Source organism: Streptomyces herbicida, from assembly GCF_032656585.1.
Classification (GTDB): Bacteria; Actinomycetota; Actinomycetes; order Streptomycetales; family Streptomycetaceae; genus Streptomyces; species Streptomyces herbicida.
Window position 1 is genome coordinate 329387 of record NZ_JAUYWJ010000002.1, and the last position, 24484, is coordinate 353870.

The window sequence follows — 24484 nt, forward strand, 5'->3', positions numbered from 1 at the left end:
CCAGATGGGAACGCCGCGGGAACGAAATCTGACTGCCTGTCAGGACTGGCCGTAGGTGATGGTGGCGGGGCTGACCCATGCGCAGCGGTCAAGAGGGCCATTCCACGGCGCGCGGCGCCGTCCCCCACGGCCGGGAGTAGCCTGGCACGTACCGAGAGCTTTGCGGGCGCACGACCACGGTGGCGCCGTTCCCGGCGAGTGGCAGACACGGGCAGCCGGAAGCCGCCCGGGACGGGATCGCACGATGGAGGCCATCACCAAGCCCGCCGAAGGTACGCCCCCCGGTGACGCACACACCTACCGGATGCCCTTGCCCCGGCTGAACCTCACGCCGGACGTCAGCCACGGCCCGCTGGACGGAGCGTGGTGGCCGCGCTGCGACGCACTGGAACTGGAGCTGCCCTCGCTGGTCGGCTCATTGGATCCGAGCGTCGGCACGGTCACCCGCGTCACCGTGGGGACCGCCGCTTGGCCCGATGCCCCGCAGAAGGTGATGGCGCCCGGCCACGTGATCGAGGTGGTCCTGACCGACCTCGCCGCCGGGGCGCATGCCATCACCGTGGACTGCGGCACCGTGGGACGCTGGGAACTGCTGGTGATCCCACCGGACGAGCCGGCCGGAGCGGCTACCCGGCTGCTGACCGCTGCCGCCGACCCCGGGAACCCGCTGTCGGCTCCGCGCCTGCTGGCACTCGTCGAGAACGGCCTCGACGGACAAGACAGATGGGAGTCAGAAGGAGGACCAGGGCTCAGGTGACAGGCCCGATGCGGTCAGGCCCACGTGACCGGCTGGCCCGGGCGCCGAAGACCCTTGATGGAGCGATGACACTGGCAACCCCTTCGTCGTCCCAGCCCGCCGCCCCGATCGGCGCGGATCATGGCGGGTGAGGAGATGACGGCCGGACGGCGCGCGGACCGCTCCGAGAGCTTCGGGGAAGCTGTGCTGGGCGAGGTCCTCGATCGCGCGCACGAAGCGTCGCGGCCAGCCGGGCGGCTTCGGCCCGGTCCTGGAAGCAGCCGGCCCGCGGCGGGATCACCCCGACCTGATGCGCCAACGTGGCCGGAACCCGGGATATCCCGTAGTAGTGGTGGTCCCCGGTCAGCACGGGGGCGTGGCTGTTGCCCCCGAGGGCGGCGGCCCGCTCGGCCTGTGCCGCCACCCGCTTGTCGGGTCCGGTGGCGGGTGGTTCCGGTTGCGTCCCGGCCCGCCGGAACGGCCACCTCACGGGTGGGCGCCGCCAGACTGGTCGCCGGGGGACAGCGGACCAGAGTTGGTTCCGCCGATGGCGATCGCACGGTTCCCGGACGCGGACACCGTGTCCGGGGCCGGTTGGCGGGGCGGGGTGCGGTCCGGCAGCGGGCTGAGCGGGTGCGGGAGGGGCGGGCGCGGGGGTGTTGCCGGTGGAGACGGGGGCCCGGTTGTCGCCGCCGATGGCGACGGCGCGCTCGGCCGTGGCCTGGACCGAGCGGCCGGAGGCCCCAGTCGCCGGGGCCCGGGTGGCGAAGCTCGCACGTTGCGCGACTGCGCTCATGCCTGCGCGACTTTGGTCGTGAATGCCACATGGGGGCGATAGGCGCCGTCAATGTGGCATTCACGGACTTCGGTCAGCACGTCATCTGTCCGATGTGGACTGAGGTGATCGGCTGGGCCGCCTGCCGAGGTCGCGTGAGCGTCGATACGATCGCCAGGTCGCGGACGGAAAGTGAGTCGACGCCAGCATGACTGACGAAACGAGAGGGCAGCCCGTCGGCGGATTACCCGGCCGGGCACGAGAAGTCGCGATTCTGCGCGCAGTGCTGGCGGGCGAAGACGGCACCTGGTGCGTCGCGGTCACCGGCGAACCGGGGATCGGCAAGAGCCGGCTGCTGACGGAGCTGGGGAAGCTCGCGGACACAGCAGGATGGACGGTCCGCAGCGCCCGCGCGGCGGAGTTCGAGTCCCACATCCCGTTCGGTGTGTTCGTCAACGCGCTCGACGACCAGCTCGCCGAACTGGGCCCGGAGCGTCTCGCCGCCCTTGGGCAACAGCAGCTCGCACTTCTCGCGACCGTGTTCCCGGCGATTCCCGCCGCCGGTCCCGCCGACCTGGTCGATGCGGAGCGGTACCGGCTGCACCGGGCGGTTCGGGCGTTGCTGGAACTGGTCGCCGAGCCGTCCGGGCTGGTGCTCGTCTTCGACGATCTGCACTGGGCGGACGAGGGTTCGGTCGAGCTGCTCGACCACCTTTTGCGCCACCCGCCCCAGGCGCGGCTGGTCTTGGCATTGGCGGGCAGGCCCCGGCAGACGTCGCTGCGGCTGTGGCACGCGCTGTCCCGCGCCGCGACCGACGGGGTGGCCGAGCTGCTGGAACTCGCGCCGCTGAGCCAAGCCGATGCCGGCCACCTCATGCCGGAAGGGCTGGGCCGTTCCCGGCGGGAAGAGCTTTACCAGGCCAGTGGCGGAAACCCGTTCTACCTGGAAGCCCTGGTGCGGGCCGGTGAGCGGGGTATCGCCGTCGGTGATGCGGCGCTCCACCCCGACGGGGCGATCCCGGTGGCGGTCCACGCGGTGCTCGCCGCCGAGTTGGCAGCGTTGACCCCGCAAGAGCGGGTCGTCGCGCACGCCGCCGCGGTCGTGGGTGACGACTTCGAGGCTGATTCGCTCGCTGAAACAGCGGCAATGGACGCCGAATCCGTGCTCGCCGCGCTCGACCGGCTCGCCGAGCGTGACCTGGTGCGGCTGGACGGCGCCACCGGCCGGTTCCGGTACCGGCATCCGCTGGTGCGCAGCGTCGCCTACCAGGACGCCGGTCCTGGCTGGCGGCTTCAGGCACACGGCCGGGCCGCGTCGGCACTCCGGAGCCGGGGCACGCCGCCGGCCGAGTTCGCCCGGCACGTGGAGCGATCCGCCGTCCGCGGTGACCTCGAGGCGGTCGCGGCGCTCACCGAGGCGGCCGAGGCGACGATGCACACCACGCCGACGACCGCCGGGCACTTCCTGCGGGCGGCCATCCGGTTGCTCCCCGACTCGGAGTCGGCCACGCCACAGCGCCTGATCCTGCTCGGCCGGCTGGCACAGACACTGGGCGCCACGGGTGACCTGCGGCAGGCCAGGGAAACCATGCACGAGGTGCTGCGGCTCCTGCCCGCCGAACTCACCCAGATCCGGGCACAGACGGCGCGGGCCTGTGCGACGGTGGAGCAGGTCCTCGGGCGCTACACCGAGGCCAGGGCGATGCTGCACAGCGAGTGGAAACGCGTCGAAGGTGTTGACGCCCACTCGGCGGCCGTCCTGCTCGTCGCGCTCGTTGCCGGTGAAAGTGTCGAGCGCGAGCACGGACAGGATCGGGTGTCCGAGGCGATCGCCGCCGCGCGGGAAGTCGGGGATCCGATGCTGCTGGCGACGGCGTTGTCGGCCGCAACGCTCATCGACCGGCGGGCAGACCGGCTGGACGAGGCGGCCGCGCTCCTGGACGCGCTGCCCGACAGCGACCTGGTCCGCGACATCGATGCGGCGTTCTGGCTGAGCTGGTCGGAAGTCTCCGCCGACCGGCTCACGGCGGCGAGCCGGCACATGAGCCGTGGCCTGCGACTGGCTCGCGCGAGCAGGCAGTCCCACAAGATCGCGCTGCTGACCGCGATCCGCGGCATGGTGCATGCCTACCTCGGCGAGCTGGCGGCGGCGGCGACCTGCTTCGACGACAGCCTGGAGTCGGCGGAACTGACCGGCAGCGAGGAGCTGCGCGTCATGGCGTTGACCTTCGGGTGCTGGATCACCACCTGGCGCGGCGACTTGGCCGAAGCGGTCCGCCTGGGCAAGGAGGCCATCGTCGTCGACGACCAGGTGACGGCCATGAGTTCCTGGCGCAGTGGCCAGGCCGAGGCGATGCTGGCGCAGGCGCTGTTGCACTCGGGTGATCCGCACGCTTGCATCGAGCTGCTGCTCACCAGTGGCGGTGGGGCCGAGCTGCCCGCGGTGGGCCAGCGCACCAGGCCATTGGTGTACCTGATGCTCACGGAGGCGGAGGCCGCGGCCGGCCGGGTTGCCGCAGCCGCGGCATGGGCCGACCGAGCGGAGGACACGGCCGGTCAGCTCAAGCTCCCGCTGCGCACGGCCATGGCACAGCAGGCCCGCGCGATCGCCACGCTGCCGACGGATCCGGCGGCAGCCGCACCACTCGCTGTCGCCGCTGCTGGCACGTACGGCCGGATCGGGGCGGCCGTGGAGGCCGGGCGGGCGCACTTGCTCGCCGCGAGGGCGTTCGGCGGCAGCGGGGCGATCGACCAGGCCCGTGCGCACCTCGTGTCCGCCCGCGCGTTGTTCACCCGGTGTGACGCCCAACTGTTCCTGCCGCAGGTCGCGCGCGAGGAGCGGCGCCTGAACGCGCGCGGCCCACGGCCCGAAAGCGGAGCCGAGCGGTTCGACTTGACCGCCCGTGAGGTCGAGATCGTCAACCTGGTCTCGGACGGCCTGACCAACCGGGACATCGGCCTGCGGCTGCATTTGAGTCCCAAGACCGTCGAAGTCCACCTGGGCCGGGTCTACGCGAAGGTCGGCGTCTCCGGTCGTGCTGCTCTGGCCGGCGTGTGGGCCGCCGCGGCGCGTCATTGAGGACGCCACGGCGGCCGACAACTCAGTTGCCGAGGTCGCGTACGTACAGGTTGAAATTCCGGCTGGTGCCGTCACCGCCCAGGTTCGTCGCGCTGGTCGTGAAAGCGACGTGGTGGCCGTCGGCCGAAATCGAGGGACTGTAGCTGTACCCATCGCTCTGCGAGCCGTCATTGGCGACGCTGACCCTGGTCGTGGTGGCGGTCACCCGGTCTCGCACGAACACGTCCCAGGTTGAGTTGGTGTCGCCGGTCACCAGCTTGTCCTCGCCGGACACGAACGCGATGTAGCGGCCGTCGGCGGAGAGCGTCGTCCGCTCCTGGCCGGGGGTTCTGCTGTCGCTCAGGCCATTGGGGCCAAGGTTCACCTGCGTCGTCGTCCGGGTAACCCGGTCGTACAGGAAGATGTCGGTGTCGTTCGGACCGCCGGTGTCGCCCGCCACCAGATTCGACGCGTCGGATTCGAACGCGACGTAGCGGCCGTCGGCCGAGATGGTCGCCGTGCTACTGGCGGAATTGCCTTCGTTGCCGTCGGGACCGACGCTGATCCGGTCGGTGTACCCGGTCAGCTGATCGTGCACGAACACGTCGTCCGCGCGGTTGTTGTCTGGGAACAGGGACAGTGTCTTCGCCTCGGAGGTGAAGGCGACGTAGCGCCCGTCTGCCGAGATCGACGGCTGTTGGCTGATGCCGTCGCCCTGGCGACCGTTCGAATCGACGCTGACCCTGGTGGTCTCACCGGTCTGCCGGTCGCGCACGAAGACGTCGTGGATGTCGTTGGTGTCGCCGAACACCAGGTTCGACGCGGGAGAGTCGAACGCGACGAACCGGCCGTCGGCGGAGATCGACGGATGGAAACTCTCACTGTCGCTCTGCTCGCCGTGGCTGCCGACGCTGACCCTGGTCGTCTCACCGGTCTGCAGGTCGTGCACGAAAATATCGCGATAGCGGTTGGTGTCACCGGCCACCAGGTTCGTCGCGACGGACTCGAACGCGACGTAGCGGCCATCGGCGGAGATCGACGGATTCCGGCTCACGTTGTTGGCCTGGTTGCCCGCGGAGTCGACGCTGACCCTGGTGATGACGCCGGTCTGCCGGTCGCGGACGAACACGTCCTCCGCTCGGTTGGTGTCGCCGGCCACCAGATCCCTTGCCGGCGAAGCGAAAGCCACGTAGCGGCCGTCGGCGGAGATCGACGGCCCGCTGGCGGAGTTGCTGATCGGTGCCGTGCCTGCCGGCCCCGGTTCGGCATCCGTGGCATGCGCGACGCCGCCCGATATCAGCGCCGCGACGATTCCCGACGCAAGCACTGCGCGCCCTGCGTTGCGGATTACGGAGAGACGTCTCATGGGTGTCCTTCTGTTCGGTTCGCCGCCACGGCAGCCGGTTGCCTCGATCAGCTTTCCGTGTCGGACCGGCCGAAGCATGAGGGAACCCCCTACACCTTCGGCGTCGCGCTCTGCGCGCCGCGCGTGTGGACCTTGCACGGCGCATTTCAGCGTGACGTGTCCGATGCGGCGCTTTACGGTGAGCAACAGCCAGTGGATCGGGCCGGCGAGATCATCAGCGGAGGCGGTCACTGACGATCGCGGTGCCTCCGCAGCAGCCGGTCCCTGTGACTCATGGCCTCACGCTGGGCCTGGACGACGTGGGTGCAGACGTCCATGGTGATGCTGATCTGGGAGTGGCCAAGGATCTCCATCACGACGCGGGGCGCGACTCCCGCGGCCGTGAGGAGGGTGGCGGTGCCGTGCCGGGCATCGTGCAGCCGGATGACGCGGAGGCCGGCGGACTGGGCGATGCGGGTGAAAGAGCGGTACCGGCCAAAGGCGCTACGCCGACCTCAGCGGCAGGGCAGCGGCTTTATGGCCGACCCGACAGACCCACCTTCTGCGCCCCGTGCGGCGAGAGGATCACGGGTGCCGACCAACCTTGGTGGATCAGGGCGACTTGTGAGGGCAAAGGCATGATCGGATAGACAGTGCGGCCTCGCGACCAGTTCGCAAGCAGGCCCTCGGTGCTGTCGACGGCAGAGACGATCATTGTGACTGGCATGTCGTTGTCGCCCCAGGTATTCCACACAGCCCAGCCATCTGTGCGGGGCCCAACGCCAAGACGCGTGCACGCATCCTCGTACGTCTCCGTCCATCCGGTCGGCATCGCTTCGGGACGGAGGATGACTACGCCGGCGAGCTTGACCACCGGGCGTTCCTCCTCCTCTGTGCAGCCGTCGCCCGGGAAGTGGTAGTGCCGGATGGATCGGGCGAGAGCATTCACCGCTCGTTGCAGACCGGTCGCGTCAGCTGGATCCGGGGCATACGAAAGCCAGCCCTCGCCTCCAGCTGCGGACACAACAGCCCGCGCCAGGCGTTCCACCTCGCGCAGATAATCCAGCTCCGTCATCTCCGGTCGCGTCACACCGCGCAGTGTGACACCCGGACCTGCCGAGCGACATCGGGTTTGTCCTCGGTCCTGGGGCCGTCCCTGGGCCGTCCGAGGGTGGCCAGTGACGACAGATGACGACAGTCGACGACGGCTCTTCCCCTGCTTAGAGATGGCGCCGTAGGTAACGGCGCAGGTGCTCATCCATGAACGTAAGTTGAGGAACCACTGTGGTAGGCCGCCTGCGGTACAGCACAGAAGTACAGCAACCGTGGAGACCCCAGGCGATCACCCTCGATCGCCAAGAACTCTGTGACCAGCTCAGAAGACCTCAGCGGCCATCTGCCCGTAGTTCGCATCGAGGTGCAACGCACGACACCCCCGCGCGGGCCGTCTCTGGGCCATGCGGGGGTGCTCGCTTGCCGCCTGCGCGGCAGGGACCGTGGCTGGAAGTGCCCTACTTCAGCGCGACCCCGTCCCCTGCCGCCGTCGCCGAGCTGGTCGTCCCCGTTCCCGCGAAGTGCCAGCGCCAGGTGCCGGAGGCGTTCGCCGTGGCTGTCGTCCTCAGCTTGCCCGCGCTGTCGGTGGTCACCGTCTTGACGGTGGTGTACGTCGAGGCACCGGACTTCTTGAACTGGAGGGCGACCTTCTGGGCGGCGAAGCCGGTGTAGGTGTTGGTGTTCCAGTCGGCTCGGGTCAGGGCGCCGGTCACCGTCAGCGTTCCGCCCTTGGCGACCGGTTCGGGCGTCGCCTGGGTCGTCGCCAGTTTGGCGTAGCGCTTGATCTTCATTGTGGCGCTGCTGTCGAGCGTGTAGTAGTCGGCGTCGTGGTGCCAGGTGCCGGCCGAGCTGTTGCGGAGGTCGGCGTAGTCGGTGCGGTCGGACTCCAGGCTGTACGCCCAGGTGCACTTCATGGTCGTCGACGTGGGGCGCGTGCACGTGGCCGCCTTCGTCGCGTACTGGATGCGGCTGTCGGAGCTCACCAGCTTGAGGCCGACCATGCCCCAGATGCCGGAGTCGTCCTTGGCGGTGGCTGTGACGGTCAGCTTCTGGGGCTCGCTGATGCCGACGTTGACGGTGCTCTTGCTGAAGGTCACCGAAGTGAAGACGATGTCGCCCTTGTGTTCGTCCGCCTGCGCGGCGGGCGCGAGGAGGGTGAGCAGCGCCAGGCTGCCGACGGTGGCGGCCGTGGCCGTGCGGATGCGCATGGTTCTCCAGGAACAGCAGGAACGGCGAGCCGGATCTCCATTCTTGGAGTCCGGGTGTGCGGATGACCATCAACATGGGGAATTGGTTGTACGTACACCTCAAGTTGTTATGGACGTGTCCCATGCGCACCCGACGGAGCGGCAGGCCGGGCGCAACAGGAAACACCGCTCAACGTGCATCGCCGCCCTGCCGGAATCGGCTTGCGCACGCCCCTTTACACTCCGCACGCCTGTTGTTCATCCCACCGTCATGGATCAAGACGGTGGGCCTGCCCTGTGGGGGGTTTCATGCGCAAGCTTGCCGTCGGCATTCTGCTGCCGTGTGCGGTGGCACTCTCGGCTCTGACCGCTCCGGCCGCCGAGGCCGTGAACGGTGACGGAGATCTGAAGATCACGAAGGTGTCGATCAACGGTGGCAAGTCCGTCGTGGTCGGCACCACGACGGAGAAGACCTTCGTCTTGGCGATCACCGCCACGGACAGCTCCGGGATCAACGCGGCCTACTCCGACGTCTGGAGCAGGGCCACCGCCACAGGCTTCGGTTACCACGACAACCTGGGCTGCAAGGCCGTCAACGCCACCACCGCCACCTGCTCGATGAGGTACGTCATGGACCCGGGCTACTACGGGAGGGGGCTGGAAAACGCGCAGGCGGGGGCCTGGCAGACTTACCTGGAGGTCAGCTCCAAAGACCACGACCTAGCGACGCGGAACAACCAGGACCAGTTCTTCGTCAAGCGGTACGCCAAGCTCACGACCGACGCCTCGCCCGAACCGGTGCGCAAGGGCGCGACCCTGACCGTGACGGGCAAACTCAGCAGGGCCAACTGGGACGACAACCTGTATCACGGCTACTCCACCCAGTCGGTGAAACTGCAGTTCCGCAAAGCGGGTGCCAGCACCTACACCACAGTCAGGACTGTCACCACAAGCAGCACCGGCACCCTGAGGACCACCGTTACCGCTGCCGCCGACGGCTACTGGCGCTACGCCTTCGCGGGCACCACCACGACAGCGTCCGCCAACGCCGCCGGCGACTACGTCGACACCAAGTAGTCAGTCGACGCCGACACCGGCCGCAGTCGGCGTCAGTCGGGATTCGGCGCGTCAAGACGGCAATCCGCGCCCCGCTCAGAGCACTGATCGCCGCGCGCTCCATCGGGGGGCACCAACGGAGATCCACATGGTGCCCTCCGTTCCCGCCGCGGTACGGGCCGGCAAAAGCCCGCCAAGCTCCACGGCGGACAAGGGCCACGGCTTCGAGCGCCTGCGGCGACTTTGACCTCGTACGGGCGCCGTCGTCACGGTGGGGCGGCGCCCACCGCCTTGACTCAGTCATTGAAACTCCCGGCCGAAGTCGCTACGCCGACCGCTCGCTACCTGCGGTGCCTGCCGGACTGCGCGCCATGACGACACGAGGCGAGTGCTCCGTCTTCGATCTGAAGTCCGCGTTCGTAGCAAGGCTCGACGCCGGACGGGAAGCCGTAGATCCCTGGGGCGTTAACGGCGCTGTCCGGGATATGGAGGGGGCAGATGCTCCAGGCCTCGGCGATTCGCATTACATGATCTTCTCGGGGCATGGCGGCGAACCAGGCGTCCCATTCGCGTTCCTGCCAGTCCTGCCATCCGTCTTCGAGCCAGCGCCGTCCGACACCGAGTTCCATCTCAACGTCGGTGGGTTCGCCGATGTGGAGCGGAACTTCACCGCGCTCGCCGATGTAGCAGTAGGCACGGGTAAACCCGCCCGATTCAAACTTGGCCCACGCGTGATACTCACCGATGCGGTCGGTGGCGAAGAATTGGACGTGCCCAAGTCGCCTACCCAGCGTCTGGAGCCAGGCGGAAAAACCTGGCTCGGTGGCGTCGCTCCCCGGGGGAAGATGGATCCGGCTGTGGGCGATCGTCCACTCGGGGACTGGCCGGGCCACGAAGACTCCCTGCCGGTAGGCAGCGCTGGTGCCGCTTGCCCAGTCCACGATCCGCCGGTGTCGCAGACCAAGGGCGTCGGCTACCTCCTCCGGCGCGGCGTCCTGCACAGCAAGCCATGATGTCTTATAGCCGATACCCATGATCCCTCCCACCAAGATGATTCAGAGATCATCGCAGGTGGTGCCAACATCCCTTTGGGCCGTCGTGGGGCCGTCGTGGGGTACTCATCGACGACCAACGCCCACAACCAACGACGGCTAAGTCGCAGGTCGCAGCGTTGATCGATTATGTGGCCGCAGGTCAGAGACCTGCCCTTCACTTCTTCGGCAACTGCTCGCACCTGGGCGAATAGAGGCGGGCGCCTGCGGCCACTGATTCGAACAGCCTGGTCAGCCGGTGGCCTTCCGTCTCAGTTTCCGTCTCATTCAGCAACGGCCACCACCGTTCACGAGAGTCCGGCCGTCAGCTCACACCGAGCACCTGGACGGGCATGAACGCACGTGAACACCCGGGCACGCGGGTCACTGGACCCCCAACAGACTGGAAAGCGTGCGCACGTGCGGACTCCGCTCACTGCCCTGTGAGTGCTCAGCCCTGTCAGTCCCGAGCTGTACGGTCCCGCCCATGGCTGAGAGACCGACTACGAGCTGGTGTCACGGTATGGCTGAGGAAGCCGAGGAGCTTGCCGCCGGCACCCTGGATCCTGCGCGCGCCTGCATGGCTGGGTTGTTCCCCGATGCACTTCTGACGGCGACAGATGAGGTCCTCGATAGCTTCGAGCATCAGCTTCCTGGACTGAGCGAGGCCAGCGACGAGAAGGTGTTTGCCATCGTGGAACGCGTCGTCCTGGCCCTGAACTCGGTGCACGAAGCCCACGACGGAGCCGCCTTCGAAACCGACGAGCGCGAGGAGCTGTGCGACTACATCGACCAGTCGCTCACCGAGCACGGCGTCGATGTCGTCGGCCTGACCACGCGTCACGGTCTGGGCCGGTACCAGCTCACGGACAAGTGGCGAAAATGGTAGTACCGCTCACCGACGCGGCCCGCTGAGCAGCACCGCACTCCGCACCACAAGCGCACCAGATCGAGCGGGGAACAGCGGGGGATCATGGTTAAAGCAGCCCGGCCCGAGGAGGTTGCTTCCTGGCCGTTCGCCCAGGTCAGCGTCCAGACGAGCGTCAAATGATCGCAGCTTCCCAAGCTGAGGGCGCCCGCCGCATGCCCGGGCTCCCCGAAGAGTTAGAGAAGGTCCCGCCAGAAGGGGACCGTCGCTCGCGGGTTCCAGCTCTCGTCGACCTCGCTCCGCGCCTCGTCGAACTCCTGGTGCATGTAGTCGGCCAGGTCCAGGCCGTAATAGATGATGTCCGTCTGCCACATCGAGAGCACCTTGATGCCCGAAGCTTCCCCGGCCGGCAGGCAGGTATCGGTGGGCATACACGGGCACCAGCACCGGCGCCTCTGCCAGATGATGCCGTGCCGTGTCCAGTGCCGCAGTCCCGCCGGCTGGACGCTCACCCCAGCCCTCGTACCAGAACCGGTTGTGCTCAACGTCGAGCAGAACACCCTCGACCGGCCAGTCGAGCTGTCGACGCAGGCTGTCCAGATCGCCGCCGCGCCGCTCCGGCCACGGCCTGGACCAGGTCTGCCCGTCCTCGGGAGGGACTCTGTGCCAGGCGACGTGCGGCCTCGGCACCCAGGCGTACTCCCTCATTGCTGATCACCGCCGCACGCCAGCGTCGACCGTAGCGGACCGTCACCCGAGTAGTGCGCGGGCTCCGTCTCAGTTTCCGTCTCATTCAGCAGCGTTCATGCTCGTTCAAGCGAGACACGCCCGCGCACGCGTCCCGGCCGTCAGCCGCCCATGAACGCAGGTGAACGCCCCTGCGCACAGCCCAAGACCCCACCAACACAGTTGGAAAGCGTGTTGGCGCCGCTGCCCATCGGGGCTGAGGAGACGAGCCGACCTTGAACCGAGGATTCAGCGTGGCCCGCTCCGAGGAGTGGCCGACGCGCGCCATCGTGTCCTTGAGCGTGACACTCGGCTCTATCGCATCCCCTGAGGAAGATGTATCCCAAGGCCCGGCGCGTCATCGGATGCGCCGGGCTTTGGGGTGCCTCAGCTGGTGAAGGTGAAGTACTTCCAGGAGCCGTGCGTGGTCGAGTTCACGGTGTCGTTCGAGGAGTTGTTGATGTAGGACGACCGCACGCGCATCGAGTAGCCGGTCTGGTGCGTGCCGCCCAGTTCCACCACCGACTTGCCCGTGGAGTCAAGCTTGAAGTACTCGTACCCCGCCGACCGCCAGGCGCCGGCGGAGTAGATCTGGAACTCCAGCCTCTGCGAGCGGCCGGGGTAGGCCGTCATCGTGGTCGTGAGAAGCGGATTGGTCGTCTTCCGGAAGTAGTACTTGGTGTACCCGTTGACCGTGGCCGTCTTGTAGTAACGGCTCAGGCTCAGCGACACCTTGACCTTCGCGCCCACCCAGCTCGTGGCCGTCTTCGGGGCGGTCCGCGCGTCGCCGGAGAAGGACGCGCTCACCGTGGTGTCGCGCTTCAGAGGCAAGGTGACCGACAGGTTGCCCGCGCTGTTGACCGTGCCGGTCTTGACCAGGTACTTGCCCTTGCCGTCGCCCGCGGTGTCCGCGTAGAGCGAGAGCGTCCGGTTCTTGTACGTCGTGCCGAGGTGGGCGGTGAACGTCACGTTGCTGGCGTAGTCGTAGACCGCGCCGTTCTTGTTCACGGTCAGGGTCGGGGAGTTCCGGGAGACCTCGACCGTGTCCGAGGCGGAGGCAGCCGTGCGATCGGCGCCGCCGGCATACGAGACCTTGTACGTGACCTTGCCGCCCGCGGGCGGGATGTCGGTGAAGGAGAAGGTCCCGTCCGCCTTCACCGTCGCGGCCGGGAGCGCCTTGCCGTTCGGGGACTCCAGGTCCGTCCGGGTCACCGCGACGGTGGTCCCCGCGGGCAGCCCGAGCGTGTTCGTGACCTTGCCGGAGACGGTCAGCGACTTGGCACGGTCGGCGGTCGCCGGGGCGTTCGCCGTGACGGTGGTGACGGCCTTGCCGGGGTCGGTGACGACGCGCAGGCTGTACCTGCTGGAGAGACCGTGTGTGACCGCGAAGAGCCGACTGCTGTCGGGTGCGAAAGCGAGGTCGCCGTGGTCGAGCAGGGCCTCTTGGGCGACTCCACCCGTTTCGTCGGTGAAATTGGCGGTCCGCCTCGGGGCCGTGCTACCCGGCTTGTAGATGGACACATGGGGGAGGAAGGAGGCGTAAGTGTCGGTGCCCACCGCGACGAGGCCGTCCGGCGCGACATCCACCGACCGTTGTTGCCAGTAGCCGCTCGGATACCTGATGGTCTCCGACAGGTCCGAGGTCCGGAAGACCTGCTGGAAGTCGCCTGCCGTGGTGGCCACCACGAGCTCTGTGCCGTCCGGGGTGAGCGCCAGGTCCTCCGCGGTGTTGCCGATGGCGGCGTCCTGCCCGCCGAGGAACGCGGTCCGGCCGGCCGTGCCGGACGACACGTCATAGATGCCGAGGGTGAAGTAGTACTGGCGCGAGCCGGCCGCCAGGGTGTCGGGAGCGCCGGGTACCGAGTCCAGCAGGGGAGCATCCTTCCACGTCCCCTCGGCCTCCTGGGCGAGCGAAACCTGCGCCTGCCCGCCGGACAGGTCGAGAGAGCCGATGTTGCCGTGACCGACGCTGCCATAGCCGAACCAGAGCTTGCCGCCCGCGAGCGCCAGGTGCTGCGGATCTGTGCCGTCACCCGTCGCGTACCGCCCAGCCTCGGTGACCGTCGCCGTGTCGATGGCCACGATCTCGTCAGTTCCCGGCACGGCGACGTAGACCGTTGCCGAGTCGGCGGAAAGCTCCAGGCCGTCAGCCTGCGGCAGCGAGGTGATCGTCCCGATGACGGTGCCGTTGTAGTCGGTGGCAACGACCTTGCCTCCCGACGGGTCACTGATGAAGACCCGCCGGTGAACGCCGTCCACGACGATGTCGCCGCTGGACGTGATGGGCAGCGCGGCGCTGCTGTCGGCGACGGCAGCGCCCGCCGCCGACCCGATCAGGGCGACAGAACTGAGAGTGACCGCGAGCGCTGTTGCGGCCGAAATGCTGCGCACACGCACAGTGATGCACCCCCCACTAGGAAGACAAGATGCCCACAAGACCTCTGGAGCCCCTTCAGGGTTGCACGGCACACCCGCGCAAGTTTCTGCAGGTCCCACGGGATGCCGCCCAGTGGCCGGGCTGGCAGGCGCGCACTCGGATCGCTGCGATCGGGGTCGAGCGGGTCGTGGATCGCGGCCAGCCGTGGGTGTCCGAAGCACTCGTCAGACATGCGGCCGACGATGTCCAGGGACGGCACTCAACGGCTGCTGAATTACAGCAGCGCCCAGCAGTATGGCAGGAGAGTGCCTCGGGCTCCGACCGCAGAGCTTCAGTAGATCAGGCGCCACTCGCGTGCCTTGGTGAGAGGGAAGGGTGCCGGCAGCCGAAAGATCCAGGCCGTTGGAAACACCTCGCCGGCCGCAGTCCGGCCCAGCTCGAAACCGGTGCCCGGTGATCCCGGGCGAGTTCAGGCGTTCAGGTCGGCCGGGAGGTGAGGGCGGGGCGCGGTGGTCGGTCCTGTGACGGGGGCCGCCGTGCAGTGCCGGCGGCCCCCGGTACTGCCGGGGTCAGGTGTTCCTGGTCCTCCGGCGGCGCACGGCGATGTAGCCGGCCGCGGCGAGGACTATCGCGCCGCCGCCGACGACTGCGGCAACGGTGCCGGTGCGGCTGGAGAAACCGGCGGCCTGCTCGCAGTACTGGTCGTTGTCGTCCTTGACCGTGATGGTCAAGTGACCCCGGTTGCCGATCGCCGCGGACTTCTCGTGCTGCCCGCCTATGTCGACCGGGTAGCTTCCCGGCCGGATGTCGCAGCTGATGGTGCCGTAGCCCTCCCCGAAACTGTTCTTCCGCATCTCCATGGTCACGTCCTTGGTGAACGCCGGAGACTTCACGGTGAAGCTGCCGTTGCCGTCCGCGGCCAGGGAGGTCAGGTCGACGTCGGAGGTGACCACGACGGGCGCACCCTGCTGAAGGGGGCCGTCTGCGGTGCTGTCGCCGTCGTTTTCGCGGATGCTGATGCTCAGGCCCGGACCGTCCGCCGCCGAGGCTGATTGAGTGCCCGTGAGGCCGATGATGGTCGCGGTGAGAGCGGTCGCCGCAGTGCGCAGGTACATCGCGCGTATCTCGCCTTCCTGAGAGGGGGGTCAGCCGGCCTTGGGCGGCACGAGCATGTGTTCACGGCCGAGGGTGGTAGAGGTGTCGGTGTAGAGGGAGGTCTCACCGTCCGACCACCGCACCAGCAGGTCGTCGGGCTCGCCCTGCGTGTAGGCGCCCGCGGTCATGACGGAGGCGCGGGTCCACAGCTGGTTAGAGGACAGCATCCGCACTTCCGTTCCCACACTGGAGGGGCCCGCGTCGCGGTAGAGCGAGAGCTCGCCGTCCGACCAGCGCACTATGACGTCCCAGTGGGAACCGCCGCTGAAGTTGCCGGCGGTGAGGATCGTGGCGTGCTCCCAGGTGTCGTTGGGGTCCTTGAGCTTGTGCTCGTGGAGGAGGCCCCGGCCGTCGACGTCGGTGTAGAGGGAGAGTTCCCCGTCGACCCAGCGGACCATGAGGTCGTCGGTCCACTTGTTGTCGCTGTAGCGTCCGGCCGTGATCTGGGTGGCGTTCCGCCAGGTGTCGTTGGGCTTCTGGAGCTGCGTCTCCTTGGCGAATCCACCCCTGCCGTCGCCCGTGTAGAGGGTGACTTCACCGTCCACCCAGACCACGACGAGGTCGGAGGAGTCGCTGCCGGTGAAGTCGCCGCCCGCGATGACCTTGGCGTCCTTCCAGGTGTCCGACTTCGTGATCCTCTTCTCGCCGGAGAAGCCGCCCTTGCCGTCACCGGCGTAGAGGGTGACCTCGCCGTCCCCCCAGACCACGATCATGTCGGTCTTGCCGTCGCCGTTGTAATCACCGGAGGCCAACTTCTTGGCCTTGGTCCACAAGCCGCCGCCGGTGGGGTACATGCTGTAGCCGCGCGGGTATTTCTGCGGTTCGGTGTTGTTCTTCGCGGCGGCGTAGATCTCCAGGGCACGCTTGTCGTAGGTGACGGCGAAGGAGATGCGGTCGCTGTCGTTCTCCAGGCCGCCGCCGTAGTAGCCGCCGAGGTTGCCGATCACGGTTCCGCTGCCGGTCGTGGTGTTCAGGCCGGTGATCCAGGGGCTTCCGGAGGTGCCTCCGTAGAAGCCGCCGCACTCCATGCGCATCTGCCGGTAGCCGGGAAGCTGCCGGGTTGTGACGCGGGGGCAGATGATCGGCCGGTTCTTCGGGTTGTGGCTTCCCGGGTAGCCGACCACGGTCACGGTCCGGCTGTAGTCACCGTTCACCTGCCCGAGCTTGAGAGCGGCGCCGACAGCCTTCTGCAGGCTCTGGTTGCTGCTGTTGGTGCCTACCCGGGCAAAGGCGTAGTCCAGGTCTGAGTAAGCGTCACGGGTGGGCTTGTCACCCACCTTGTACCAGCGGGAGTCGCGGATCCATTTCTGCACCGGGAACCGGCCGTAGGGTGCGGGGTTCGTCGCCGCGCCGTCGTAGCGGGGCACGAACATGCCCTTGCTGCCGCCCGAGCAGTGTGCGGCGGTCAGGATGACGTTGCCCTGCGGGCTGTCGATGACACTGGCCGAGCAGAAACGCCCTTCCAGTTTGTCGGTGGCGGGGTTCCGTGTGTAGTGGAAGAAGGTGCCGACGGTGGGGACGCCGCCGAAGTAGTAGCCGTCCTTGGGGGCTGCCGCGGCCGTCCGGCGAGCGGCGGGCTTCCAGTCGGCGGGCGCCTCGGGGCGAGGAGCGTCCGGTGTGGCCGCGGCCATCCGTTCGGATGTCCAGAACTTCTCGGCCGCTTGGCTCGTCCACTGCCCGTCTTCGACCGCATCGTCCTCGTCGGCGGAGGGTGCGGGCTTAGAGCGTGTAGCAGAGGGTGCAGCGGGTGCAGGTGTTGCCGACGTGGAGGGTGCGGAGGGATCCGACGGTGTGGAGGGTGCTGGGCCGGTGGAGGGTGCAGTCGGAGGAGGGGTGTCGGCGATGGCGGGCGTGGCAGTTGCCAGTACCAGCGCACCGGCTGCCATCAGTAGCTTCTGTATTCGAGTTATGCGCATGTTTCCTCAACATGTATGGAGCTCTTGGCATGCTGGCGGTCCCTTACGGGCGGCCCAGTCGGCTCGACACACGGCGGGCTCGACACGCCGGACCCGACACTGGCAAGCCCGACCGCGGGCACGGTGGTACCTGGGCGCGCGGCAGCGGCAGCCGCTTCATGCGGTGGCGGTGGCGGTCGCGACGACTGCGCGGTTCCAGCCGTTGCTTCAGGGAGAGCTTGATGCGGGCACGCGCTGGTACCTGGTCATGAGTCCCCCGTTCCGCGAGCCGTGGCCGGACGGGCGAGTTGGTCGGACTCCCCGTGCTCCGGCCCGGCATGCATGCCTTCGGCAGATCACTGCCGATCTTGATTCAAACCTACCTCTTATGTGCGTATCTCGCCGAAGGTGGCAAGGCCATTGGACTGCGGCGGAGCGCGGGTCCCGCACTGACCAACCCCGGGCCGTCCGCCCCTGGACCGCCCGCCCCTGGACCGTGCGAGGGCGTCCGAGGGCGTTCAACGGCAACGGGCGAGCAGCAACCGCCAACGAGACCCGGGTCAAAGGCCCTCAGGCACAAGGGTTTCCGACCAGGACCGGACATCAGGCAGGATGGGTGCTTCTTTCCGCCGGGCAGTGGCTCTGCCAGGCGCCTTGGGGGGACTTCAGTGATCATCGCGGTTTCGCACGCCTACGACCCGGCCTACCAGGGTCAGACAAGCATGCTCACCCTGGTTTTTGGCATAACGCTCATCAGCATCGGACGGATGCTCCGGCGGAACGGACGGCTGCCTGCCTACCTCGATCTCGGGCAAAAGATCTCGGGCTTGCTGATAACGCAAGAAGGCAGGAGTGCCGGCGTCGTCAGGCTGGGCGCCGTCCTGATCGGCCTGGGCGGCTTCTTCCTCTTCGGTACGGGGTGTCTCGTACTCGGTGCGATGGGTGTCATAGGACCCTCATGACCAGCGACGCCCCTGCCTGTCCCGAGTGCGGCCGGCCCATGAGATCCGGCGGCTTCGTGCTCTCCAGGCGGGAGGACGACGGTCGGCGAACCTGCCGGACGTTGTGGAGGTGTGCCGGTGGGCATGTCTGGTGGCGCTGGGCAGACCGGCCCGAAGAACCACTGGAGGTCTGTCCGGTGCCGGCGCTGTTTCGCTGACTTCCGACGCCGACATCCGACGCTGACATCCAACGCTGACATCAACGACCACGGACGCCCTTCGGCGTATGTCCGTCTCGGTTCGGAAGGCGAGCAGCAGGACCGAGGCGGCGGAGATGTTGCCGGATTCGACGACATCAGGTGCGATCACCACGCCGTCGTCGTCCAGCCGCCCCAGGTGCTCCGCCCTCCGGCCGCCGGGACGAGGGTGTGGTGAAGTGGGCACCATGACCGACATCGAGACGATCACGGTGCCCGGCCGTCTGCGGGGGTATCCCGGGGTGGCGTTCGGTGGATACATAGCGGGTGTGCTGGCCGGGCGGGCGGCGGCCAAGACCGTACGGGTGGACTTCCGACGGCCGACCCCGGTGGAAGTACCGGTGGGGCTCACGGAGACCGCCGACGGCGGGGCCGTACTGACCGGTGCGGACGGGGTGCTCGCGGTGGCCACGCCCGACGAGTTGGACATCGAAGTCCCGGCACCGCCCTCCTGGGACGAGGCGTCGGCGGCGGCCGAGGCGTACCGCGCGGCTCCGCCGGAGGGCGCCGTGGACTGCTTCGGGTGTGGACCCGGACGCACGCCCGACACCGGGCTGCGCCAGCACTGCGGGGTCGTGCCGGAACGGGATCTGGTGGCCGCCGCGTGGACGCCCGGGCCCGCGCTCGCCGACACGGAGGGGATGCTGCCGGCGGAGCTGGTGTGGGGGGCGCTCGACTGCCCCGGGAACGCGGCGGGCCAGCTGCTGGGAGGGTTGCGGGAGGGGGCGGTGACCGCCTCGCTCACGGCACGGCTGCTCCGGCCTGTGCCGGTTTCCTCGCCGCTGATCTCGTATGCGTGGGTCCTCTCGGAGGAAGGGCGCAAGCACCGGGTGGGTGTTGCCCTGGCCACGGCGGGAGGCGACCTGTGCGCGTTCGCCTCGGCGCTGTGGGTGGACCCCCGATAGCACTTCCCGGCGCCAGCCAACGGGCTCCCGGAAGGCAGCTCAGCCGACGCGCGGGGTCCGGCCGACTCGGCCGGACCCCGCGCGTGGGCACCAGGGCGTCATGCCTCGTGGTCACCGGGTCGGGCCGCGGCCGCTTCACGGAGCGGTGCGCATACCTCGGCGCCGATGCCGCGGTTGGACCGACCGTCTCGTCGAACTCGGCGACACCGAATCGACTGCGAGGCACCAACGAAGCCCGGCTCGGCCTCATCATCGGTGGTTGGCCGATGGGACTTGCGAGTGTCGGTCCATGTCGTCGAAAAGGTGATCGATGCTCTCCCGGGTCCACCGCAACAGGAGCAGCAGCATTTCGCCGGTGGACAGGAGCCGGTTCATGACCAAGTGAGCCTTGGACCCGGGTGCGGTCGTCTGCAGGGTGTGCTCAAGCGCCGCCTGGAAGGTCGCGATACCGCTGCGAGCGCCGGTGTGCAGGCCCAGGGCTTCCTGTCGGTCCAGGGTGCGATGCAGGATTCCGCCCCTGAGTTGGGTGAGGTGCAGGTGACTTTCCGTGAGGAAGTCCGCGGCGAGCCCCCAGGGGGCGCTCAAGCTGTCCGGCAACAGCGCTCTGCCCACGACGACCATGGTGCGCGTAGTGGACAGGGCCTTGCTGAGCTGCTGGGACAGGGTGTGGGGGGCCGACAGCGCAAGCCAGTGAGCGATGCTGTCGGCGGCTTCCCGCAGGACGGCTTCGAGGTGAGCCCATTCCTCCGGCTCCTCCGCATCAACCGTCGACGCTGTCTCGGCGGTGAGAGATGCCGCGAAGATGTGGGCGCGGCCCGTGTCGAGATCGAGAGCGGTTGCCACCTTTTCGTGCAGGGCGGTGTCTGAGGCGGCGAGCCAGTCATCGAACGCAGCCTCGTCGTCGGCGTTGGTCTCCGGGCGGGGTGCCGCCTCGCTCACTGGTGGGCCTCCTTCATCGTTTCCCAGGCCTGCTTGAGGCTCTTGCGGGCTCGCGCCAGGTTCTGCCTGACGGCCTCTGGGGTCGTGTGCAACAGTTCAGCGGTCTCCTGCGTGGAGAACCCGTCGTAGATCCAGGCGAAGACTCGTCGTTGCTGCATCGGCAGTTTGGCCAGCACCTTCAGGACGAGCGTTTCCTGAGCACCGACCTCGATCCGTTCGACCGGGCACACCCCGCCGGGAGGCTCCGGCAGATCCTGCACGGGGCCTTCACGGCAGTCGCGTGCCCTCAGGAGGTGGCGATAGGCCACCGTCCGCAGCCAGGCATGAGGGTGGTCGATGGTCTCCCACCGCTCCCAGGCCTGGACGAAGGCAGCCTGCGCCGCCTCGGTGGCTTCATGGATGTCGGCACCGTGCCGCAGGACGAAGACCACCAAACCCGGCATCGCCTTCGCATAGAAGCCGGCGAACTCCGTCCGGGTGCCCGAGTCGGCCGGAGGATGCGGGCGGTGCAGGGTGCCGATGAGCTGATCCTGCCGTGCACGCGCCGGCCATGGCCTCAGCGGCGGGTTCGAGTCAGTCATCACCACCGCCGCGTTTGCCGACCGGACGGCCCACCTCGATCACTACCTCGCCGCGGTCTGCGTGGTGCTCGACCAAGCGGCTGCCCGGAGGAAGCGACTGCACGCGGCGGGTGAGACCGTGATCGTTCAGCTGTGCGATCTGGATTGCGGCCCGTCCGCGCAACCACACATACAGCGCGCGTCCGCCGCAGGCGATCAGTCCTGCGATCAGCGACGTCACGGGTATGCCGTTCATGGCCGACCCCTTCGCTTGGGCACCCAACTCGTGTGGTGCCAGCGGCTTCTGACGATGAGTAGTGCGACCAAGGCTGCCAACCGTGACGCCTTACTGAGCCGTAACCTCAAAGTGTGCGCGGAGTCACACCGCTATCTCGCCCAAGGTTCCGGTGCGTACGCGGCGAGCGCGGGCTGCCCGCTGGCGGTCAGGGGCGTCATGGCCCAGCCCGTCCCTCGCATCCGGAACACGCGTTCCATGAACAGGCCGTAGTCGCGGCTGCCCCGGTACCACAGCGGCACCGGCGGCATCTCCAGGATCGCCTCGTCCGTGAGCAGCCGCACGAGCGCGGGGACGTCGGCCGCCTCGAAGGCCCGCACATACCGCTGAAGCACCGCCTGGTCCATGCCACCCCCGCCGGCGAGGGCGGCACGGGCCCGCTGCAACGCGCTGTTGACGGCCGCGGCCGTGGTTCCGAGCTGCTCCGCGACCTCGGCGGCGGTGAACTCCAGTACCTCGCGGAGCACCAGCACGGCTCGCTGCCGCGGCGGCAGGACCTGGATCGCCGCCACCAGCGCGAGCCGCATGTCGGTCCGCGCCTCCGCGTCGAACCGCGCGTCGGGGAACGGCTGCAGCCAGGGGATGTCGAGGGCCGGAGTGAGCGGCGCCCCGGGGTCCTCGCTCGGCGCGCCGAGGCCGGACGGCAACGGCCGCCGTGCCCGCCCCTCCAGCGCCGTCAGGCAGGCGTTGGTGGGCGATCCGGTACAGCCGACGCGCGGGTGCCGTCGTACCGGTCACGGGCCTTCCAGGCGCGCAGCATCGTGGCGCACGCGGGCGGCTCGCCTGCGGCTGCGGTCAGTGCATCAGGAAGTGCAGGCCGGTCGCCAGGAAGAGGACTCCCGCGATCCCAAAGGTGATCCGCATGGTGGTCGGACTCCTCTTTGTCGCAGGAGGCGCCGCCGGGTTCGAGGGCCCCGGCGGGGCCTCGGTGACCCGCGGTTCAGATGCCCGTCCCGCCGCCGAGCAGCTGCGCGAGCGTGCTCACCGCACCGTCGATCTCGCGCGCGCACTCGTACAGCACAGGGTGAGGCCTTCCCCACGGGTCCGCGATGTCGTCCTCGGCCGGCGGGACCGGGGCGGCGGTGCCCCGGCGGCCCGCCACGGCCGCGACAACGACGTCGGCAGCGTCCCCGACTTCGGTGGCGTCCCCGACTTCGGAAGCGTCCCCGACTTCGGTGGCGTCCACGACTTCGATAGCGTCCCCGACTTCGGAAGCGTCCCCGACCCGTGAGTCTTCGCCGTCCCGCACTTCGCCGACTCCCCCAACGGCAAGCCGCACGAACTCCTTCAGGGTGAAGCAGCGCCGCAGCGCCGCCGGCGCGAGCCGCACGGCCGCCTCCCGGTGTTCCCCCGCGAGTCCGAGGACCAGCGTCGCTCCCGCGACGAGCTGCGCGGTGAGCGGGCGGGCCTCGAAGCCGGACCCGTCGCCGCCCAGCTTCTCCAGCACCGCCCTGGTGGAGCTGTCCATGCCGGGCCGGGGCCAGGCCTCCGTGCCGGCGCTCTCGGGCCGTACGGCCGAGCCGGGCGGAAGCTTCGCGGCCAGCAGCCGCTCGGCGAGCACCGAGCGGTGGACGTTGCCCGTGCAGACGAACAGGACCCGGGTCATGTCATCCTTCGCCCGCGAGATGCGTGGCCGCGGGCGCCGTGGACTCCTCCTGGCGAGCCGACACACGGGGAGCGGGCAGCTCGCCGTACGGCCCGTAGGCGCCGTAGCGGTCGCCCCTGGGGACCGGAGCCATGTTGAAGACGGTGCCGAGGACACGGACGCCCAGGCGGTCCAGCGATTCCGCGGCGGAACGGACCTGGTCCCGGCTGGTCTTCGCGGCGCGGACGACGAGCAGCGCTCCCTCGGCGAGCGAGGCGAGTCCGGCGGTGTCGGCGACCGGCAGCAGCGGCGCGGTGTCGACGATCACGGCGTCGTAGGTGTCCGCCAGCTCGCGCAGCACCTCTTTCATGCGCGCCGAGGCGAGCAGCTCCGTGGGGTTCGGCGGTACGGCCCCGCTGGCGAGCACCGAGAGCCGGCCGCCGACCTGCTGCATCACGTCCTCGGCGCGGGCCTGCCCGATCAGCACCGTGGTCAGACCGGCGTCCCGGACGAGACCGAAGGTCCTGGCCACGCACGGGCGGCGCAGGTCGGCATCGACCAGGCAGGTGGAAATGCCTGCCTCGGCGAGCGAGAGGGCGAGGTTCACCGCGGTGTTGGTCTTGCCCTCGCCGGGCAGCGAACTCGTCACCACGATGATCCGCGGCGGGTCGTCGACCTGGGAGAACTGCAGGTTGGTACGCAGCTTGCGGAAGGCCTCGGCGCGGTTGGAGCGCCCGTCGGTGCTGACGAGCGGCTGCCTGGGGGCGTTCCTGTCGTACGGGATGGTGCCGAGACCGGGGAGCGCGGTGAACTCGCCCAGCGCCTCGCTCGTCTTGAGCGTGGTGTCGAGGGTCTCGCGCAGGGCGACGAGGCCGGCACCGAGCAGCAGCCCGCCGAGCGCGCCCGCGGCCAGGTTCAGCAGCGGGCGGGGCGAGACCGGGCCGGTGGGGGTGACGGCCTCCTGGGTGACGCCCAGGGAAACGGGCGAGACGGCCGAGGCGGGCGGCGCCTCGTTCGCCCGCTGGACGATGCGCTTGGGCGTCTCCAGCTGCTCGACGACCACGCTGAACCGCTCCGCCACTGCGTTGGCGATGCGTGCCGCCCGCTTGGGCACGGTGTCCCGGACGGTGATGTCGATGAGCACCGTGTTGAGCGGGGCGACGGCGGTGATCCGGGACGCCAGTTCCTCGGGTGTGGTGTGCAGCCTCAGCTTCTTCACCACGGGCACCGTCACCTGACGCGTCGTCACGATCGAGGCGTACGACTGCACACGCGCCTGCGAGAAGTTCTGTCCCTGGTTCAGCTGGGCGGTGTCATCACTGGTGGGGGTGGCGACGAAGAGCTGGGTCCGCGCCTCGTAGACGGGGGTACTCAACCCCGTCACGGCGAGCGCCGCTCCGATCGCGAGAACCAGACAGACCAGGAAGGTCGGCCAGCGTCTGGCAATAGCTTTAAGGAATCCGTGGAGATCCAAGCTGCACCCCTCATAACCCCTCGTGGACCGAGGGATCCATCCGAAATGAAATGCCCTGTTCCCTATGGGCAAAGCAGAACATAGGGAACAGAGCACTCAAACGGGGGGAGCCACCCCTATGTCGGACCGTCCAACGACACCGGTGGCGCAGGCCTCCCGCCCCCGACGAGGCGACGTAGGCCAACGGTGGGCAAGCACTCCACCATCCGATGGCTTCTGGGTGCCGCCGTACCAATAGCTGTCGATATGTCCCGCTTATTCCATGT

20 protein-coding genes and 2 pseudogenes are annotated in these 24484 nt (G+C 68.7%); 6 read left to right on the forward strand and 16 right to left on the reverse strand.

Annotated features, from left to right (window positions below):
• The first annotated feature begins 244 nt into the window (after nucleotides 1-244).
• Both Q8A52_RS05255 and Q8A52_RS05260 read left to right on the forward strand, forming a co-directional pair.
• Entirely contained in the window at nucleotides 245-757 is a 513-nt protein-coding gene (locus tag Q8A52_RS05255) for a DUF5994 family protein (protein WP_316749333.1), read from the forward strand.
• Nucleotides 758-1719: 962 nt separating this feature from the next.
• Nucleotides 1720-4590: a helix-turn-helix transcriptional regulator gene (locus Q8A52_RS05260; RefSeq protein WP_316749335.1), complete on the forward strand. Its 2871-nt coding sequence runs from the start codon at nucleotides 1720-1722 to the stop codon at nucleotides 4588-4590.
• A gap of 22 nt (nucleotides 4591-4612) precedes the next feature.
• Here the strand turns inward: Q8A52_RS05260 and Q8A52_RS05265 are convergent, their stop codons facing one another.
• From Q8A52_RS05265 to Q8A52_RS05280, 4 genes and pseudogenes are all read right to left on the reverse strand, one after another.
• Nucleotides 4613-5935, reverse strand: a complete 1323-nt coding sequence (locus Q8A52_RS05265; RefSeq protein WP_316749337.1) for a TolB family protein — start codon at nucleotides 5933-5935, stop codon at nucleotides 4613-4615.
• Nucleotides 5936-6162: 227 nt separating this feature from the next.
• Nucleotides 6163-6405: pseudogene (locus Q8A52_RS05270) on the reverse strand (tyrosine-type recombinase/integrase); the annotation flags it as partial.
• A 44-nt stretch (nucleotides 6406-6449) separates the two neighbouring features.
• Nucleotides 6450-7004, reverse strand: coding sequence for a hypothetical protein (locus tag Q8A52_RS05275; RefSeq protein WP_316749339.1), 555 nt, complete (start codon nucleotides 7002-7004; stop codon nucleotides 6450-6452).
• Between the two features lie 421 nt (nucleotides 7005-7425).
• The gene (locus Q8A52_RS05280; RefSeq protein WP_316749342.1) at nucleotides 7426-8175 is read right to left on the reverse strand and encodes a calcium-binding protein; all 750 of its coding nucleotides are present in this window, start codon (nucleotides 8173-8175) and stop codon (nucleotides 7426-7428) included.
• 288 nt (nucleotides 8176-8463) lie between these two features.
• Between Q8A52_RS05280 and Q8A52_RS05285 the strand changes: the two genes are divergently transcribed.
• Nucleotides 8464-9231 carry a calcium-binding protein gene (locus Q8A52_RS05285; protein ID WP_316749344.1) on the forward strand — a complete coding sequence of 256 codons (768 nt, stop codon included), beginning with the start codon at nucleotides 8464-8466 and terminating at the stop codon, nucleotides 9229-9231.
• Nucleotides 9232-9551: 320 nt separating this feature from the next.
• Here Q8A52_RS05285 and Q8A52_RS05290 read toward each other — a convergent pair whose 3' ends face one another.
• The gene (locus Q8A52_RS05290) at nucleotides 9552-10244 is read right to left on the reverse strand and encodes a hypothetical protein (protein WP_316749345.1); all 693 of its coding nucleotides are present in this window, start codon (nucleotides 10242-10244) and stop codon (nucleotides 9552-9554) included.
• A 520-nt stretch (nucleotides 10245-10764) separates the two neighbouring features.
• On the opposite strand from Q8A52_RS05290, the gene Q8A52_RS05295 reads away from it, so the two are divergent.
• Entirely contained in the window at nucleotides 10765-11130 is a 366-nt protein-coding gene (locus tag Q8A52_RS05295; protein WP_316749347.1) for a hypothetical protein, read from the forward strand.
• Nucleotides 11131-11345: 215 nt separating this feature from the next.
• Here the strand turns inward: Q8A52_RS05295 and Q8A52_RS05300 are convergent, their stop codons facing one another.
• The 5 genes and pseudogenes from Q8A52_RS05300 to Q8A52_RS05315 all read right to left on the reverse strand — a co-directional run bounded on the left by Q8A52_RS05300 (nucleotide 11346) and on the right by Q8A52_RS05315 (nucleotide 16998).
• Entirely contained in the window at nucleotides 11346-11540 is a 195-nt protein-coding gene (locus Q8A52_RS05300; protein WP_316749349.1) for a hypothetical protein, read from the reverse strand.
• Nucleotides 11541-12222: 682 nt separating this feature from the next.
• Complete coding sequence (locus Q8A52_RS05305) at nucleotides 12223-14226, reverse strand: YncE family protein (protein WP_316749350.1); 2004 nt, start codon at nucleotides 14224-14226, stop codon at nucleotides 12223-12225.
• A 131-nt stretch (nucleotides 14227-14357) separates the two neighbouring features.
• Nucleotides 14358-14444 (reverse strand): annotated as a pseudogene (locus Q8A52_RS48955) (SAM-dependent methyltransferase); the annotation flags it as partial.
• A 337-nt stretch (nucleotides 14445-14781) separates the two neighbouring features.
• Complete coding sequence (locus tag Q8A52_RS05310) at nucleotides 14782-15327, reverse strand: hypothetical protein (RefSeq protein ID WP_316749352.1); 546 nt, start codon at nucleotides 15325-15327, stop codon at nucleotides 14782-14784.
• Nucleotides 15328-15357: 30 nt separating this feature from the next.
• Nucleotides 15358-16998, reverse strand: a complete 1641-nt coding sequence (locus Q8A52_RS05315; RefSeq protein WP_316749354.1) for a VCBS repeat-containing protein — start codon at nucleotides 16996-16998, stop codon at nucleotides 15358-15360.
• 932 nt (nucleotides 16999-17930) lie between these two features.
• On the opposite strand from Q8A52_RS05315, the gene Q8A52_RS05320 reads away from it, so the two are divergent.
• Nucleotides 17931-18224: a hypothetical protein gene (locus Q8A52_RS05320; protein ID WP_316749356.1), complete on the forward strand. Its 294-nt coding sequence runs from the start codon at nucleotides 17931-17933 to the stop codon at nucleotides 18222-18224.
• A 424-nt stretch (nucleotides 18225-18648) separates the two neighbouring features.
• On the forward strand, nucleotides 18649-19365 hold the full coding sequence (locus Q8A52_RS05325; protein WP_316749358.1) for a PaaI family thioesterase: 717 nt from the start codon (nucleotides 18649-18651) through the stop codon (nucleotides 19363-19365).
• A 249-nt stretch (nucleotides 19366-19614) separates the two neighbouring features.
• On the opposite strand, the gene Q8A52_RS05330 is transcribed toward Q8A52_RS05325, so the two are convergent.
• The 6 genes from Q8A52_RS05330 to Q8A52_RS05355 form a co-directional block, all read right to left on the reverse strand.
• Nucleotides 19615-20304, reverse strand: coding sequence for a hypothetical protein (locus Q8A52_RS05330; protein ID WP_316749360.1), 690 nt, complete (start codon nucleotides 20302-20304; stop codon nucleotides 19615-19617).
• On the reverse strand, nucleotides 20301-20885 hold the full coding sequence (locus tag Q8A52_RS05335; RefSeq protein WP_316749362.1) for an RNA polymerase sigma factor: 585 nt from the start codon (nucleotides 20883-20885) through the stop codon (nucleotides 20301-20303). The genes Q8A52_RS05330 and Q8A52_RS05335 overlap by 4 nt, the downstream gene beginning before the upstream one ends.
• Complete coding sequence (locus Q8A52_RS05340) at nucleotides 20878-21120, reverse strand: hypothetical protein (protein ID WP_316749365.1); 243 nt, start codon at nucleotides 21118-21120, stop codon at nucleotides 20878-20880. The genes Q8A52_RS05335 and Q8A52_RS05340 overlap by 8 nt, the downstream gene beginning before the upstream one ends.
• A 131-nt stretch (nucleotides 21121-21251) precedes the next feature.
• Entirely contained in the window at nucleotides 21252-21806 is a 555-nt protein-coding gene (locus Q8A52_RS05345) for a sigma factor-like helix-turn-helix DNA-binding protein (RefSeq protein ID WP_316749366.1), read from the reverse strand.
• 293 nt (nucleotides 21807-22099) lie between these two features.
• On the reverse strand, nucleotides 22100-22765 hold the full coding sequence (locus tag Q8A52_RS05350; RefSeq protein WP_316749368.1) for an arsenate reductase/protein-tyrosine-phosphatase family protein: 666 nt from the start codon (nucleotides 22763-22765) through the stop codon (nucleotides 22100-22102).
• A gap of 1 nt (nucleotide 22766) precedes the next feature.
• Complete coding sequence (locus tag Q8A52_RS05355; protein WP_316749369.1) at nucleotides 22767-24218, reverse strand: polysaccharide biosynthesis tyrosine autokinase; 1452 nt, start codon at nucleotides 24216-24218, stop codon at nucleotides 22767-22769.
• Nucleotides 24219-24484: the final 266 nt, after the last annotated feature.

Bases quoted from the DNA above. Each gene is read 5' to 3' on its own strand.
- Q8A52_RS05310 (WP_316749352.1), bottom strand. From the start codon at position 15,327: ATGTACCTGCGCACTGCGGCGACCGCTCTCACCGCGACCATCATCGGC.
- Q8A52_RS05295 (WP_316749347.1), top strand. From the start codon at position 10,765: ATGGCTGAGGAAGCCGAGGAGCTTGCCGCCGGCACCCTGGATCCTGCG.
- Q8A52_RS05340 (WP_316749365.1), bottom strand. From the start codon at position 21,120: ATGAACGGCATACCCGTGACGTCGCTGATCGCAGGACTGATCGCCTGC.
- Q8A52_RS05260 (WP_316749335.1), top strand. From the start codon at position 1,720: ATGACTGACGAAACGAGAGGGCAGCCCGTCGGCGGATTACCCGGCCGG.
- Q8A52_RS05315 (WP_316749354.1), bottom strand. From the start codon at position 16,998: ATGGCCGCGGCCACACCGGACGCTCCTCGCCCCGAGGCGCCCGCCGAC.
- Q8A52_RS05350 (WP_316749368.1), bottom strand. From the start codon at position 22,765: ATGACCCGGGTCCTGTTCGTCTGCACGGGCAACGTCCACCGCTCGGTG.
- Q8A52_RS05290 (WP_316749345.1), bottom strand. From the start codon at position 10,244: ATGGGTATCGGCTATAAGACATCATGGCTTGCTGTGCAGGACGCCGCG.
- Q8A52_RS05300 (WP_316749349.1), bottom strand. From the start codon at position 11,540: ATGCCCACCGATACCTGCCTGCCGGCCGGGGAAGCTTCGGGCATCAAG.
- Q8A52_RS05325 (WP_316749358.1), top strand. From the start codon at position 18,649: ATGACCGACATCGAGACGATCACGGTGCCCGGCCGTCTGCGGGGGTAT.
- Q8A52_RS05280 (WP_316749342.1), bottom strand. From the start codon at position 8,175: ATGCGCATCCGCACGGCCACGGCCGCCACCGTCGGCAGCCTGGCGCTG.
- Q8A52_RS05265 (WP_316749337.1), bottom strand. From the start codon at position 5,935: ATGAGACGTCTCTCCGTAATCCGCAACGCAGGGCGCGCAGTGCTTGCG.
- Q8A52_RS05255 (WP_316749333.1), top strand. From the start codon at position 245: ATGGAGGCCATCACCAAGCCCGCCGAAGGTACGCCCCCCGGTGACGCA.
- Q8A52_RS05335 (WP_316749362.1), bottom strand. From the start codon at position 20,885: ATGACTGACTCGAACCCGCCGCTGAGGCCATGGCCGGCGCGTGCACGG.
- Q8A52_RS05285 (WP_316749344.1), top strand. From the start codon at position 8,464: ATGCGCAAGCTTGCCGTCGGCATTCTGCTGCCGTGTGCGGTGGCACTC.